Raw genomic sequence first — 15,618 nt, 5'->3', positions numbered from 1 at the left:
TCCACACTTTTGTTCAATCTATTACCAATACCTAAAAATCATCATCATAATTTCTCATGGTTTTGGGATCAGGGGCAAAAGCTAACCACAGAGGGAATTGCAGAAGTCCCAGGCTGATTTGCTCCTCTGAATCATCAATGAGAATTAAGGGTAATTGATTGGTTTTAACGAGGCGATCTGCTTTTTGTGCTAGGGATTCTGCTGTTTCAAATAACACTACTCCCCTGTCTGGCCCAAAATCTGGGCGACTTATGCCCAGGCAATCTTGTAAACCCCGTCGCCATTCACCTAGACGTTCTGGAGTGTTAGCTAAAACTAGGGTACGGAGGCGATCGCCATACAGTTTATGTAATATCGAAATTGCCGCCGATGCAATCAAAACATTCTGCAAGCGACTACCCATTGTCCGCAACGCACCCCGTCCTCCTTGGCTAAAAAACCAATTAGCGACTCGTTCCGCGTGGACTGGTTCAAAGGTGCGGCGTAATTGCCAAGCCGGCCCATAATAATCAGGTTTGTTGCGGTATTGGTCAATTAGGCGACGAATCTGCTTGGTTGTCTCTTGAAACTGCTGTTGAGCAAACTGGGGAGTTCCTGCTTGGGGTTCAGCAGGTTTAGCTTCTTTGATAACTGCAACTGGTTTTTCTCTTTCGGTGACAGGGGGTAATAGTTGTAATTGCTCTGCGGCGGCTGCCAAATCTTGTAAACTACCCGTGAGATAGTCTTTAAAACCTTGTACCCGAATTGCTAAATCTTGAGACGTACCAGCAAAAGTAGTTCGCATCTCATTACGAATGCGTTCTTGGCGGCGTTCTAGTTGTTCTATAGAAATTTGTAGGGTTTGTTTGCGTTGTTCTAGCTGTGCTAACGACTCTTGTACTACTTTTCCCAATGCCGTTTGAGTTTCTCTAATTTGTCCCTGAAGAGTGTCGTATGTTGTTTGCAGGGTTGCTATTTCAGCTTTGAGGGCTGCTTCGGTGCGTTGGAGTTCAGCAATGAGTTGTTCTGATTCTGTGACTGAACCCAGTGCTGTATTTTCTCCTGCTAACTGCTGAACAAACACATCTGGTACTTCTGCATCAGCGACAGGTTCAGGACTTGTATCATCTGATGGCTGCTCAACAGATGGTGTTTGGGCTGCTATTTCCAGAACCGACTCGCCAGATGGGTTTTCTGGATTTTCTGGCTTAGGGTTTTCTACTTCGATTTGTTCCAACCACTCATCAATCGGTTCTGGGGTTTGAGATTCCTCTGGGTTCATAAACTATAATGCAATCCCTATAAAACGAATAAATAGCTTTTAGAAATATACTATTGACTTGCCCGAAAATTCCTGATTGATTAGTCTAACTCGAAACTAATCAACACGGGATAAGAGAGACTCCGCGTAGCTGGCTTGTATCTAGGACTGTGCTAACAGCAGTTGCTTCTAAATCCGTGGACAACGCTCTTCCAAGCAAGCTCTGAGGGTATGAGGGTTAAACAAAATTGGCAGAAAGTGAATACTGTTAATTTCTTTAAAATAAAACAATATAGGCACTGGATTCCAAAAAATCCGCCAATTTTGCCATTCTCCATAAGGAAAACGCCGAATCAGCTTTTCACCTCTTTTAATATCTAAGTCAGTGGCGGTAAATTGCAAGCGCAGCGTCACTGTTTGAAATAAGAGAAATAAACCCAACAGTGCCAACACTGCTCCTAGTAAGGGTTGCGCAAATATAACTGGCACAGCAGTAATTACCAGAACTACAGGGATATTGTAACTAGGCTTAAGTTCCACCGTTGATGTGAAGTTGGGAGCAATTGAACTGGTCACAGTTTCTCGTCCTGCTTGATTACTAAACACTTTCCCATTGTAAAAGCTCTGAGTTCAGTTAACTTACTCAAAACACTGCTCACGCCCCGCTCCGCTCTAAGCGCAGCTATGCCCGCAGGGCTTTACAGCACTTTTAAAATCCTTGCAACAAAGCACCACCTGTTCCTTGAAACATGATCCAGGAGAGGAAAAAGTTGCTCACAAAGATAATTAGCAAAGCGGTGACAACAGCAGTTGTGGTTGATTGTCCCACACCTTTCGCTCCTCCTGTGGTAGTCAAACCCCAGCTACAACCAATCACTGCGATGAACATCCCAAAGCAACAGGCTTTAATCATGGCACTCAAAATATCCCAACTACCTAAAAGGTTACGGGCTGAGTCTAAAAACATTGTGTCGGAGATGCCATACATACTCGACGCTATCAGCAACCCTCCCAACATTCCTGTCACCAAAGATAAAAGAGTTAAAATTGGCAGCATTAAGCAGCAAGCTAGCAGGCGAGGGATAACTAAATAATCAATGGGGTCAGTTCTGAGCATTAACATGGCATCGATTTGTTCTGTGACGCGCATAGTGCCAATTTCTGCGGCGAATGCTGAACCAACACGCCCTGCTAATATAACTGCTGTCAGCACGGGTGATAATTCTCGTGTCAATGCTACTGCTAACACGCCACCGACAAGATTCCCCGCACCGAAATTAATAAACTCTCGTGCTACCTGAATGGTAAATACTGCGCCCACAAAAATAGCAGTTAACAGGGCAATAAATAAGGAATCTGGCCCGACGGCTGCCATTTGCTCTTTAGTATTGCGCCAGTGGATTTTACCCCTCAGCAGGTGAACCATAGCTTGTCCACCCAAAAAAATCGCCGCCAGCAATCGCTGACTCCACGTTCCTAACCCGGATTTGGATGTAGTTTCACTCAATGTTCTATAGCTAACTCAGTGACTGCCTTAAGAATAGCGAAAGGGAATAGGGAATAGTCAATAGTCAATGGACATGGATGGGGAATTGGGCTGGATAATTAGACAATTCAATACGTGGATTTTGGATTGGCAATAGCGCAGCGTCTGTCTACGACACGCTCCGCGTTTCCTTCTCTAAGAGAGGCTGCACCAACGGAACACTGCGTGAACGCGAAGCGTCCCGCAGGGAACGTAGAGAGCGTCTTTTGGATTGGGATTTAATCTAAAATCCCAATCCAAAATCTAAAATTGCCAGTCACTTGTCCCCTAAATTCCCAAAAAAATATTAACTTATTGTAATGATTTTCTCAGGAAACATAGCTTTTCATGAACACGTTAAAAGTTGTAACATCCCGATCACTCGAAATATAACCTTTGTTTAATAGGGGTTTGAGAGATTGTTACGCTGTTTTAGAGTGATTTGCTGAGTGTAGCAGGAGACTATGTTTTTTAATTAAAACTTAAGATTTTTGACAGATTGAGCGATGAGGAGCGATCGCACGTATTGTAGAAAAGGACGTATGGCTAATTAGCTATTGTTGACTTGATTCTAGGAGTTGGTCTGAAATGACTACTTTTACTAACTATCTTCGCTCTTTGATGCTCACGATTATTTTTAGTTTCGTGACTCCTTTTGTTGTTATCGGCGGCGTATTACTATTTTTAGCGGTTGGGGGCTATATTCCCCTATTGCAAGAGCTAGCTACGATCAGTGCTACTGGAATATTAAATTTCCTCACTATTTTTGGTAACGGGTCTATTATGAACGGGATTTTGGCGATTAGCCTGACTTGTGGTTTTGTCGGAGGGCTATTCGATACTTACGTTTACTACCGTTATCAAATTTTGCGTATAGACTCTTAGTGATGAAATCGCTAGTTTTAGATGTTCATGGACTAAGAGCAAGGCACAAAAATATTGTTGCCACAACTAAAGATTCTGTTAGTCCTGACTTGATTTGGTATAGGAATGGATAAGTTAGTTTTAGCTATATTTATTAATAATTATTAATTAACCAGGTCAATAAGTTACCAGTTAATACATTTTCTGCACTATTTTAGCCTTGCTGTAATATGGGCTAGCACCGCTACGCGGAAGTCAAAAGTCAAAAGTCAAAAATTCTGTATTTTAAGGCTTTGAAAGATTGAGAATGGTATCTTTATTTCCGCCGTGCTGTACTAGTATTTCTACTCACTACTCAGCACCGGCTAAACGCCGCGCTACCGCTAACACTACTCAGCACTCAAATAACTTATCAAGTCGGGTCATCTGTTCGCCAGACAACTTATATTGAAATTATTACTAGGTTAATTATTTGCTCATGGTTTGGCCGTTTAAGTCCAAGTTTCGTAAACAAATTGCTCGAATTGAAATTACAGGTGCGATCGCTAGTGCTACACGCAAACGGGTACTAGAAGCATTAAAAACTGTCGAAGAAAAGAAATTTCCAGCTTTACTGCTACGCATCGATAGCCCTGGAGGGACAGTTGGGGATTCTCAGGAAATTTACAGCGCACTGAAGCGATTACGGGAAAAAATCAAGATTGTCGCCAGTTTTGGTAATATTTCTGCTTCGGGTGGTGTGTACATTGGTATGGGTGCAGAACACATCATGGCTAACCCTGGAACTATCACGGGTAGCATTGGTGTAATTCTGCGTGGTAATAACTTAGAACGCCTGCTAGAAAAGATTGGTGTTTCCTTCAAGGTTATTAAGTCCGGCCCTTACAAAGATATTTTGGCATTTGATCGGCAACTAACCGACCCAGAACAAGACATATTACAAGAGTTGATTGACACCAGCTATCAGCAGTTTGTCCAGACTGTAGCAGAGGGAAGGTCTTTAGCGGTAGAAAAAGTTAAAAGTTTTGCTGATGGACGGATTTTCACCGGGCAGCAAGCCTTAGAATTGGGTGTAGTAGACCGTCTAGGAACAGAAGAAGAAGCCCGTCGTTGGACAGCCGAGTTAGTTGGACTTGATCCAGAGAAAACACCCTGCCATACCCTAGAGGAACGAAAACCCCTGTTAAGTCGGATTTTACCTGGAAGTCGTCAAGTTTCTTCAAGACTAGGTGCAGGTGTTGATTGGCTAGAATTTGAAATGTCTACTAGTGGTTTGCCATTGTGGTTATATAGACCTTAAAGAAGAGAATAGGTGGCAGGTGACAGGTGACAGGTGACAGGTGACAGGTGACAGGTGACAGGGAAAAGCAGAGGAGGGGAACTAACTGTAATGCCCAATGCCCAATACCCAGCCTGGTCACTGAGCCTAGTCGAAGTGCAATGACTAATGACTAATTCAGGAGGATTTTGGCGTGGAGTGGCGAATGCAAGCTATTCGTGGAGCGACAACCGTTTCAGACAATACAGTGGAAGCCATGCGAGGCGCGGTGACAGAACTACTAGACGAACTGGAAAGACGAAATCAAGTCCAGCCACAAGACATGATTAGCGTGACTTTTTCTGTGACGCGGGACTTAGATGCAATTTTTCCAGCTGCGATCGCAAGACCTCGGCCTGGTTGGGATAATGTAGCTATGCTAGATGTGCAGCAAATGCACGTCGAGGGTAGTTTACAGCGTTGCATTCGCTTTTTAATCCACGCCTATATACCCACTTCCACACCCATTCATCATATTTATTTACGGGAAGCTAAGAAACTGCGTCCTGATTGGAGTTTACCCCAAGCGTTACAAGCCCCGCAGCAAGTAGTAGAGTCAAAAGTTTAGAATAGTGGCTTTAAATATGACTGAATTACTCGAAAAAGCTATAGAAAAACTGAAAACATTGCCTCTGAGTGAACAGAATGCGATCGCAGCAATGATTTTGGTAGAACTAGAAGATGAACATCAGTGGGATGAAGCTTTTGCCCGTTCTCCAGATTTACTTGCTAAACTTGCAGCCGAAGCAATGGCTGAATATCACGCAGGTAAGACACAAGAACTAGATCCAGATGCCTTGTGAAGTCCTGTATAAACGCCCAGTTTCGCCAAGCATTTGCTGATTTGCCTGATCAAGTTCGGGAGCAAACCCGTGAGGCTTACCGGCTATTCAAGCAAAATCCGAGTCATCCTAGTCTATGTTTTAAAAAAGTACACCTAGAGCTACCAATTTACTCGGCTCGCATCAGCAAAAGTTATCGTGCAGTTGGACAGTTATCGGAGATACAATTATCTGGTTTTGGGTTGGTTCACACTCAGGGTAGGATCAGTTGCTGTCTCGGTAACAGGATCGCTTTAATAATCACTCTATTCTTCGTGGCGATGGAATCTAATTCCTAAAAAGATGTCGTAAACAAATTCAAAGAAATCTTTTTTCTGCAACAATCCTGAAGTTTGGTAACAGCCTTTCTCATCTAAAAGCGGCTTCATTACATAGTAGGCAGGTTGGTAATTATACCAGGGAATAGAAGGCCACAAATGATGAATTAGATGGTAATTTTGACCCATAATCAAGATGTTGAGCAGCTTCCCTGGGTAGACGCGGGCATTTTTCCAGCGATCGCGCTCTGCAAAGGGACGATGGGGTAGATAATCAAAAAATAACCCCAGTGCTATCCCCACGATAAAAGCGGGAATGAACCAAAAATTGAGAATATATCCTAAAAAGTCATACTGAACAGAAATATAAACAATTGCCACCACAATCAAGCGGCTAATAAACCACTCTAATAGTTCATTTTTTCGCCACAATTTACGTTGAAAGAAAAATACTTCGTGATACAAAAACCGCACAGCAATCAACCATAGCGGCCCGCCTGTAGAGACGTAATGATCGGGGTCATCTTTGGGATGATTGACATGGGCATGATGCTGTAAATGCACCCGCGTAAACACAGGAAACGCAAAAGCTAATATCAACGCGCTACCATGACCTAACATGGCATTAATTACCCGGTTGCGGTGAGCAGATTGATGACAAGCATCGTGAATCACTGTACCTGCACAATGTAAAGCTAGGGTATTAATGACAAAGCACAGCCAATGTGGCCATTGCCAAAGCCAATAACCAAAGTTAGATACTACCAACATTGCCACAGCTGACATAAATAACAGCATCGTGGGATTAAAATCACCAGGAGGCGTTAAAAATTCCTTGGGTGGGATTTTTAGTGGTTGCTGTGCCTCCAATGTGAGCATTACTATCTCCTTTTTGATCGAATCATTACGAATATACGACAAAGATTAGTGAATAATAAACTTTTATAAGGTTTTGTATAGCAAGATTTATCTACATCGTTACCGATTAGTGGATGAATAACGCTATCATTCCAGACAAGACTCCAGTCTTTGCTGATGAGGGTGTGCTATCCGCATAACGAATAAGCTTGATGTAAAAATCTCTCAGTGAGGGAGAGGGAACACAGATTGGTGTACGATATCTACTCTGTCCCACAGTTTTACTACCTCTGGCGATGTTGGAGTCACAGATATAACAGTGACTGCAAAATGCCCCTCACCTTACTATGACTCACTAAATAGCTCCCTAGAATCAGCCCCTATGCAATTAAGAGATTCTGTACGCCGGACAAAAATTGTTGCTACAATTGGCCCCGCCACTAGCAGCCCAGAAATGCTGAAAGCCATTATTGAAGCGGGTGCAACAACGCTGCGGCTCAACTTCTCCCACGGCTCTCATGCCGACCATCAGCGTAGTATTCGCCTAATTCGGCAAACCGCTTTTGAACTAAATCAGCCAGTGGCAATTCTCCAAGACTTGCAAGGGCCAAAAATTCGCTTAGGAAAGTTTGAGAACGGGTCTATAGTTTTAGCTAAAGGCGATCGCTTCACCTTGACAAATCGCCCAGTTGTTGGTTGCCAAGAAATTAGTTGTGTCACCTACGATTATTTGGCGGATGAAGTCCCTGTGGGTGCAAAAATTCTCCTCGATGATGGTCGAGTAGAAATGGTGGTGGAGGATATCAACCGCGATAAAGGTGATTTACATTGTCGTATCACCGTTGCTGGTAAGTTATCTAACAATAAAGGTGTAAACTTCCCTGGTGTTTACCTTTCGATTAAAGCCATGACCGACAAAGACCGAGAGGATCTGATGTTCGGTTTAGACCAGGGTGTCGATTGGGTAGCATTGTCCTTTGTTCGCAACCCCCAGGACATTATCGAAATTAAAGAGCTAATTTCCAGCACTGGTAAGCAAGTACCTGTTGTTGCCAAGATTGAAAAGCATGAAGCTATCGAACAAATGGAAGCAGTTCTAGCTTTATGTGATGGTGTCATGGTGGCTAGAGGTGACTTAGGTGTAGAACTACCAGCCGAAGATGTACCGATACTACAAAAGCGGTTAATTGCCACAGCTAACCGTTTGGGGATTCCCATCATCACCGCTACGCAAATGTTAGACAGCATGGTGAGTAACCCTCGTCCCACTCGCGCGGAAGTGTCAGACGTAGCCAATGCGATTTTAGATGGTACAGATGCAGTCATGCTTTCCAATGAAACGGCTGTGGGTAGTTACGCTGTAGAAGCAGTGGCGACAATGGCACGCATTGCGGAACGCATCGAGCAGGAAGAAGATAATAGTGCAAAATTACGGCAACTGCGAGATAATCGCCGTTCTATCCCCAATGCTATTAGCCAAGCTGTAGGGCAAATTGCTGAACAATTGGGAGCAGCAGCAATTATGACCTTAACCCAAACTGGAGCAACCGCTCGCAACGTATCGAAGTTTCGTCCTCATACGCCGATTTTGGCAGTGACACCCCACGTCAATGTGGCACGACAGTTACAGATGGTATGGGGAGTTAAGCCTTTACTGGTATTAGAATTACCTTCTGCTGGTCAAACATTCCAAGCCGCGATTAATGTGGCTCAGGAGCATAAGTTGCTGTTTGAGGGTGATTTGGTAGTGATGACGGCTGGTACACTCCAAGGGGTTTCCGGCTCAACAGATTTGATTAAGGTTGAAGTGGTGACAGCCATACTCGGACAGGGTATTGGACTGGGACAAGGTTCAATCAGTGGTCGTGCTAGGGTTGCTCACACAGGTATGGATTCCAGTAACTTTAACCCTGGTGATATTTTGGTGGCATCGCGCACCGGTGCTGATTATGTGGATGCCATTCGCAAAGCCGGCGGGATTATTACTGAGGATGAAAGTCTTACTAGTCACGCAGCCGTGATTGGTTTACGCTTGGGTGTGCCTGTGATTGTGGGTGTGAAGAAAGCCACACAGGTAATTCGTGATGGGGCAATTCTTACTATGGATTTACAACGGGGTTTAATTTACTCTGGCGCAGTGGGAACACCTTAAATAATTCGTAGTTTGTAATTCGTAATTCGTAATTCGTAATTATGAACTACGAATTATGAAGGGTAGGTTGAAAATTAGAAAAATCAGGACTAAAGTCCTGACTACGAACCGTCAAAACTAACTTGATAGACTATTAGCCCTCAGTGACATTTAACTTTTTAGGTTCTGGTAGAGAATCAATCCAATCATCAAGGCTGAACCATGAGTGGTTTATTGGCAAATAGCGCGATCGCTTGAGCTAATATTCCCGTTATGCTGAAGATAATTGCTGATGCGGGAGCATCCCTGCTGCATCAAATTATCTAAATCCAAGTTCCACAGCATCACCCCAGCATCTTCACCACCACTCACCAAGACTTTAGCATCGGGGCTAAAACTAACACTATTCACTTTCCCTGGATGTCCTGAGAAAGTTGTGAGTAATTTACCGTTGGTAATATCCCAGAATTTGATTGTATTGTCGGCACTACCCGACGTGAGGATTTGACTATCTGGTGTAAAACTGAGGCTGGTTACGCCGTCTGTATGTCCGGTGAGAGTTTGTATTAACTTCCCGTCTGGTATTTGCCAAAGTTTGATGGTATTGTCCCAACTGGCGGAGGCTAATATTTTACCATCGGGGCTGAATTTTACAGATGCGATCGCTAAACCGTGTCCCTGTAAATCTTTAAGTAGCTTACCGTCAGTAAGTTGCCAAATTTTCACTGTATTGTCAGCACTACCGGAAGCTAAAAGTTTTCCATCAGGGCTAATATCAATACTAGTTACTTCATCATTATGTCCTGTGATAGTGCTTAATAATTGACCCTCTAATAGTTGCCATATTTTGATAGTTTTATCAGCACTGGCTGTTGCTATCATCTGGTTATCTGGGCTAAAGCTAATACTAGTAACTCTGTCTTGATGTCCCGTTAATGTTTGGAGTAATTGCTGTGTTTGAATATGCCAAATTTTAATAGTTTTATCAGCACTGGCTGTTGCTAAAATTTTACCATCAGAACTAATACCCACAGCTTGAATCATATCTTGATGGGCTGTAAATTCAATTATTGGTGACGCATTCAAAATTTGCGTTCGTTGCCAAATAGTTACTTTACCATCCCAACCACCAGAGATAAAAGTTTTACCATCAGGCGTAAATTTTACCTCTTGAACATGGTTTGCTTCATCTGTTTTATCAGCTTTGACTTGCCAAAATTTAATGGTTTTATCACTACTACCAGAAGCAATATATTTACCATCTGGACTAAATGTTATATCTTTAACTTGTTCGCCATGTCCTTGAATAGTTTTTAGTAATTTACCATCTAATTGCCAGAGTTTAATAGTCCGGTCAGCACTTGCAGAAGCTAAAATTTGATTATCCGGACTAAAATTAATGTGATTAACTTGGTCATTGTGCGCTGCTAGAGTTTGTAATAGTTTCCCCTCATAATTCCACAGTTTAATAGTTTTGTCACCACTGGCAGAAGCGATAAATTTACCATTATGGCTAAATTTAACACAGGTAATCCGAGCAGTGTGTCCTGGAACAGTTTGAATTAATGCGCCATTATCTGTGCGCCAAAGTTTTAATAAATTATCTTCACCACCAGAGGCAATCATTTTACCATCTGGACTAAAAGCAACAGAGTTTACCCAGCCATTATGAGCATTCCAACTATTAATTAATTTACCGTTATCTGTACGCCATAACTTTATTGTTTTATCTAAACTGGCAGTGGCAATAATTTTACCATCTGGACTGAAATTAACATCAGTAACAATATCTGTATGTCCGATAATATTTTTGATAAGTTTAGTACAGTCTTTTAAGCTATTTAAGTTTAAACAAGCAGGATCAAAATTATAGATTTTTATATGATGATCCGCACTAGCAGCAGCTAGATATTTACCATCTACACTAAAAGCGATCGCAGTTAATCTTTGTTGATGTACGATAGTTTCAATTAATCGCCCATCTGTAGACCAAATTTTGATTGTGCGGTCATCGCTAGCAGAAGCTAAAATTTTACCCCTGGGATGAAAAACTATACTGTTGACCTGTTGATTATGTCCGGGGAAACGATTAATTTCTTGAGTGTTATTAATAGCTTGCTGAAAAGTTGCGGCTGTTGTGATTTGTATATCTTTAGTTGGAGCAAAAACTTGTTTAAGTTCTCGTCTAGCTTTGACGCTAGCCATGACACTTTCTAATTGTTGATGAGATAATAAAAACGCCTCAGAAGAAGCATTTAAAGCGGCAATTTCTCGTAACTGCGCCGAGCGTTTTTGGACATAAGCTAAACCGCCAAAACCACTAGCAGCGATTCCCAAAACACTAATGATAGCTATAGCTTTTTGAGCTTGTCGGAGTCGCTTTTTTTGTTCTAATTGTTGTTGTTGGCGAGCATCTAAACAAGCAGCAATAAAATTTTGCACATCAACAGATAATTCATCTGTATATTTAACGTAAATTTCTTCAGCTTCAGCTAGACGAACACCGTGTAATAAAAAATCTGATTGTTGATGATTTTGTTTCCACAGAGCTGCTGCTTGTTCAATTTGACGTTGCGATCGCAGTCTACTACGATTTTCTTCCAACCACCAGCGCAACGTTGACCAGTGACGAATGAGGATTTCGTGCGCTACTTCAATGGTGACTAAGGGAGTTGGGAGTTGGGAGTTGGGAGTATTGAGTAGTGAGTGAGCATTGTATTTTTCTTCCCCTGCTTCCCCTGCTTCCCCTACTCCCTTTGTGTTCTTGTCCCCAATCCCCAGTCCCTCTTCCTCCAAATTCACCACTACCAACTTCGCCGCAGTTAACGCCGAAAGTGTTCTTTCTACTAGTTCATCGGGATATTTCCTCACAACTAACTCAGATTTCATTACTCTGCGTCTAGTGTCTTCTGTCCCTTCCCCTAACTGTGTCAGTGAAAGAAAAATCCATCTAGCGCATTCTTTCGCTTCTGAATCTAAATTTTCGTAAACTTCCTGTGCTTTGCGTTCCAATGCGCCTTTAATACCGCCAATTTGTTGCTGATAGGCTGTCAGGGTTAATTCTCCTGCTTGGCGATATTCCCATAACTGTTCTAAGACAAATTCCAACAGGGGTAAATCTCCCGCCGAGTGGTTTAACTCCTGGAGTAAAATTTCTACCAATCCCGACTCAACTTTTAACCCCACCTGTTCGGCTGGGTTGATAATGACACGGCGGTAGTCATCATCACTCAAATTCGGTGGAACTAATACACTAGACTGCTGCAATAAATTAGCCAGTGGGGGTACTTCCAAACAAGCGGCGATAAAGTCTGCTCTAACAGTCACCACCAACTTAAACTTATCAGAGGCGTATTCTATCGCTCCCAACACCAATTCTAAAAATCGCTGTCTATCTTCAGCCGGTGCAAGGGTGAATAATTCTTCAAACTGATCAACCACCAAAACAACCATCGGCTCTGGACGACTACGCAACCAGTAAACAAAGCCTTCTACCCCTTGGTAAAGCATGGCTTCTAGGAGGAGGTGGGGGGATTGGGGATTAGGGACTGGGGAGGAGGAAATAGAAGGTAAAGACCAAGAAGAATTTTCTACCTTGTCCCCCTTGTCCCCTTTGCTCCCCTGCTCCCCTGTTTCCAAGCGTCGCGCCAAAGCCTCCAAAGGACGTGCGCCGGGACGGATGGTTTTAACTAACCAGGAATCACTATTAGGTAATTGTTTTCCTAAACGTAGTTGAGAAATTAATCCTGCTTGGACAACGGAGGATTTACCGCTACCAGATGCACCGACTAAGGCTAAAAATGATTTGTGTGCAATGTGAGCAATTAACTGCTGAGTTAAGGATTCTCTCCCGTAAAAATATTGAGAATCTTCTTCGCCAAAGGCTTTCAAGCCACGATAAGGACAAATTTTTAAATCTAAAGCTGCGGATTTTTGACGGTTTTGTGTACCAGTGGTTGCGGGGATAATTTCGATGACGCCTTGTGTACCTGATAGCCAAATATGCAAGGGTAAAGATCCGTTTATTTGCGGCTGTTCTGCTAGATGAATTTGTAATTGGGTAATCCAAGTTGCTACTGATAAACCATTAGAGACAGAAGCAGCTTTTATTGTCTCTATCAGTGCTTGAGCAAATAATTCTGGGTTGGTTTTGGGACTAGTCGCCGCAATAATACATTGTCCTGTAGTCGAGTTTAATTGTAAGTCTTCTATCCAGTCTGGCAACGATACACTATGCGTCCCGACTGGACAATCTAAGATAATAATTTGTTGTGTCACCGCAGAACGGCGTAACTGTTGTCTAAGCCAAGCACGACTCAACCAAATATCATCTAATAAAACTAATGCTGCTTCTCCTGTGGGGGTTTCTTCTAGTCGTCCCCGCAGATATAGTAGTATTGTAATGGATTCTTCAGTCTGATATTTCTGTATTTGATTGCTAGAACGCAAACATTCTTTGATGCTTTCGCGGATATTTTGAGCCGTTGTATTAGCAGTGCGAGGTAAATATTCTAATTCAAAAGCTCCCGCACTCCCCAATACTTTACTAAAATCTATGGCTATTTGTGAGCCGATAATACCTTCAATTACTAATGCTTTTCTAGGGGGAATAGATTCCGCGATCGCCGGAATTTTTCCTATAATTAACTCCCCAACTCCTTCGACAATCCGCTTGGGTGTTTGTAAGGGATATTCACTATAAAGTTCTGTATCGCCTTTACCGCGTTTCTGTTGGTTAATTAATCTTAATTGTTGGTTGGTTTTATCTATATATTGCAGTGTTTGGTGATAAACGTAGCGATATAAGCCATCAGCCGAAATCATTCCTTGATGATCAGCTGCATCCCCCCGTAATCCCCGCATTAAATAATAAGTAAATACCCCATGTCCCAGTTCAGGAAACTCCCATGATTGTTGGTCTGTGTCGCAAGAAAGTAAGGCGTAAAACCCTTTACTTTTAGCAGCGCGTTGTTGTAAAACTGCCACTAATTGCGGTGTAGGATTTAGCCCTCGTAAAGTCATGCCTCCACTATGACAAGCATCGAGCCAAACTATCTGATTTTGAACACCGCTATTACTTAAAAACTCTAGCAATTCTTTAACAGCTAAACCTGTATTTTCTAAGTTATCTTTTTGTGTATCTGCCAAACATAAAAATGCTTGTTGTGTATTGGGGTGTAATATTCCGTGTCCAGAAAAATAAAATAATATTGTATCGGTAGGTTGAGCCGATGTCGTAACTTGCTGTAAGCGATCGCGAATATTAACTAACAATGGCGATTCGGTAGCGAAGTCATGGTAAATATTAATTTCTTTTTGCAAGAATTGTTCTTGAGTTGCACCTGTTAAAGCTTCTGCTAATACCTGACAATCCACTGCGGAGTAACGCAGACATGGCAGTTGTGCATCCTGGTATTGGTTGACTCCCACCAGTAGTAACCACAGTTTCGAGGTGATTGTGGTTTTAGTTTGATTGGAACTACTGGTAGCAACGGCGCGGGGCATTTTTAGTTAGGGACTGGGGACAAGTCAATTCTAATATTCATTCATTTGCTAGGTTTGCCACTGCATTTTTATGCAATAAGTAACATTGCTGTTTATCGAATTTGATGAATTGCATTGACTGCATTGATGATCACAGAGGATGCTTTGTTGATTTCTGCTTTAGTTGTAAATTTACCAATACCAATTCTTAACGCACCTTCAATTATATTCTCTGACAGATTCATCGCTTGTAGAACGTGAGAGGGTGCAACAACACCTGATGAACAAGCCGCACCTGTAGAAATCGCTAACTGGTGGCGCACTCTAGCAATGATGGCACTATTCGGAATGTCAGGGACAGAAATATGTAAGTTACCTGATAAACGGTGGTTGATGTCTCCATTCACCACTAGGTTAGGAATGTTTGATTGTAGAACGTTTTGTAGTTGCTTGCGATCGCAAAATTACAATGTTACTTTCATCTGTTTCCATCTCCAAACCTCTCAATCTGCAAGCTTCCCCTAAATCAGCGGTTCCGGGGACATTGAGTGTACCTGATCTGAGTCCCTGTTCATGTCCACCACCGTAAATCATCGGTGGGAGATGATGATTTTTTCTGACTACTAATGCACCAACACCTTTGGGTGCATAGAGTTTATGTCCAGAAATAGCTAGATAGGTAATTCCCCAGTCTTGGAAGTTGAGGGGAATTTTCCCCACGGCTTAGGATGCATCGCATAAAAAAGGGATATGGTGGGAGGAGGCGATCACGCCAATTTTTTCTATGGGGTAAATTGTCCCTACTTCGTTGTTAGCAGCCATCACACAAATTAAGGAAGCCCCCTTCACCGCAGACTTTTTCTAGATGTTCTAAATCTATCTGCGCCTGTTGATTGACTTTTAAGCAAATAATTTCCGCTAGTCCTTTTTTGGCTAATGCTTTGCAGGTATCTAAAACGGCTTTGTGTTCCACTGGGGAAACACAGGTTTATCTATTTGGTTTAAAGTTTCCTGTTACTGTTTCTTGGTATTACTTGAAGCGTGATAACGGTAAGCTTGAAAAACGCTTTGTTTTGTCTACCCGAACAATGAAAGCTTC

The 15,618-nt window shown here is 42.4% G+C and carries 12 protein-coding genes and 2 pseudogenes; 7 read left to right on the top strand and 7 right to left on the bottom strand.

Going from position 1 to position 15,618, the window contains the following annotated elements; translation table 11 throughout:
- Nucleotides 1–31: 31 nt before the first annotated feature.
- From VB693_RS12315 to VB693_RS12305, 3 genes are all read right to left on the bottom strand, one after another.
- Nucleotides 32–1,261, bottom strand: coding sequence for a DUF3086 domain-containing protein (locus VB693_RS12315; protein ID WP_323266523.1), 1,230 nt, complete (start codon nucleotides 1,259–1,261; stop codon nucleotides 32–34).
- Between the two features lie 168 nt (nucleotides 1,262–1,429).
- On the bottom strand, nucleotides 1,430–1,816 hold the full coding sequence (locus VB693_RS12310; RefSeq protein WP_416233388.1) for a DUF3119 family protein: 387 nt from the start codon (nucleotides 1,814–1,816) through the stop codon (nucleotides 1,430–1,432).
- A 133-nt stretch (nucleotides 1,817–1,949) separates the two neighbouring features.
- Nucleotides 1,950–2,747, bottom strand: coding sequence for an MlaE family lipid ABC transporter permease subunit (locus VB693_RS12305; protein WP_190699150.1), 798 nt, complete (start codon nucleotides 2,745–2,747; stop codon nucleotides 1,950–1,952).
- 606 nt (nucleotides 2,748–3,353) lie between these two features.
- On the opposite strand from VB693_RS12305, the gene VB693_RS12300 reads away from it, so the two are divergent.
- From VB693_RS12300 to VB693_RS12280, 5 genes and pseudogenes are all read left to right on the top strand, one after another.
- On the top strand, nucleotides 3,354–3,650 hold the full coding sequence (locus VB693_RS12300; protein ID WP_190699151.1) for a hypothetical protein: 297 nt from the start codon (nucleotides 3,354–3,356) through the stop codon (nucleotides 3,648–3,650).
- A gap of 457 nt (nucleotides 3,651–4,107) precedes the next feature.
- Nucleotides 4,108–4,929, top strand: coding sequence for a signal peptide peptidase SppA (sppA, locus tag VB693_RS12295; RefSeq protein WP_190699154.1), 822 nt, complete (start codon nucleotides 4,108–4,110; stop codon nucleotides 4,927–4,929).
- A gap of 184 nt (nucleotides 4,930–5,113) precedes the next feature.
- Nucleotides 5,114–5,515, top strand: a complete 402-nt coding sequence (gene aroH / locus VB693_RS12290; RefSeq protein WP_323266521.1) for a chorismate mutase — start codon at nucleotides 5,114–5,116, stop codon at nucleotides 5,513–5,515.
- A 16-nt stretch (nucleotides 5,516–5,531) separates the two neighbouring features.
- Nucleotides 5,532–5,750, top strand: coding sequence for a hypothetical protein (locus tag VB693_RS12285; RefSeq protein WP_323266520.1), 219 nt, complete (start codon nucleotides 5,532–5,534; stop codon nucleotides 5,748–5,750).
- Nucleotides 5,747–5,991 (top strand): annotated as a pseudogene (locus VB693_RS12280) (hypothetical protein). Before VB693_RS12285 ends, VB693_RS12280 begins: the two are co-directional and overlap by 4 nt.
- A gap of 43 nt (nucleotides 5,992–6,034) precedes the next feature.
- Here VB693_RS12280 and crtR read toward each other — a convergent pair.
- Nucleotides 6,035–6,925, bottom strand: a complete 891-nt coding sequence (crtR, locus tag VB693_RS12275; protein WP_323266519.1) for a beta-carotene hydroxylase — start codon at nucleotides 6,923–6,925, stop codon at nucleotides 6,035–6,037.
- Between the two features lie 361 nt (nucleotides 6,926–7,286).
- Here crtR and pyk point away from each other — a divergent pair, with 361 nt between their 5' ends.
- Nucleotides 7,287–9,056, top strand: a complete 1,770-nt coding sequence (pyk, locus tag VB693_RS12270; RefSeq protein ID WP_323266518.1) for a pyruvate kinase — start codon at nucleotides 7,287–7,289, stop codon at nucleotides 9,054–9,056.
- A 210-nt stretch (nucleotides 9,057–9,266) separates the two neighbouring features.
- On the opposite strand, the gene VB693_RS12265 is transcribed toward pyk, so the two are convergent.
- The 3 genes from VB693_RS12265 to VB693_RS12255 form a co-directional block, all read right to left on the bottom strand.
- Entirely contained in the window at nucleotides 9,267–14,540 is a 5,274-nt protein-coding gene (locus tag VB693_RS12265; protein WP_323266517.1) for an eIF2A-related protein, read from the bottom strand.
- 92 nt (nucleotides 14,541–14,632) lie between these two features.
- Nucleotides 14,633–14,926, bottom strand: coding sequence for a hypothetical protein (locus tag VB693_RS12260; RefSeq protein WP_323266516.1), 294 nt, complete (start codon nucleotides 14,924–14,926; stop codon nucleotides 14,633–14,635).
- A gap of 7 nt (nucleotides 14,927–14,933) precedes the next feature.
- Nucleotides 14,934–15,239, bottom strand: coding sequence for an aminotransferase class V-fold PLP-dependent enzyme (locus tag VB693_RS12255; RefSeq protein WP_323266515.1), 306 nt, complete (start codon nucleotides 15,237–15,239; stop codon nucleotides 14,934–14,936).
- 173 nt (nucleotides 15,240–15,412) lie between these two features.
- Between VB693_RS12255 and VB693_RS29045 the strand changes: the two are divergent.
- Nucleotides 15,413–15,618 (top strand): annotated as a pseudogene (locus tag VB693_RS29045) (hypothetical protein); the annotation flags it as partial.

The sequence above is a fragment of the Anabaena sp. UHCC 0399 genome (assembly GCF_034931465.1).
Classification (GTDB): Bacteria; Cyanobacteriota; Cyanobacteriia; order Cyanobacteriales; family Nostocaceae; genus Trichormus; species Trichormus minutissimus.
This window is presented reverse-complemented; position numbering and strand designations above follow the sequence as displayed.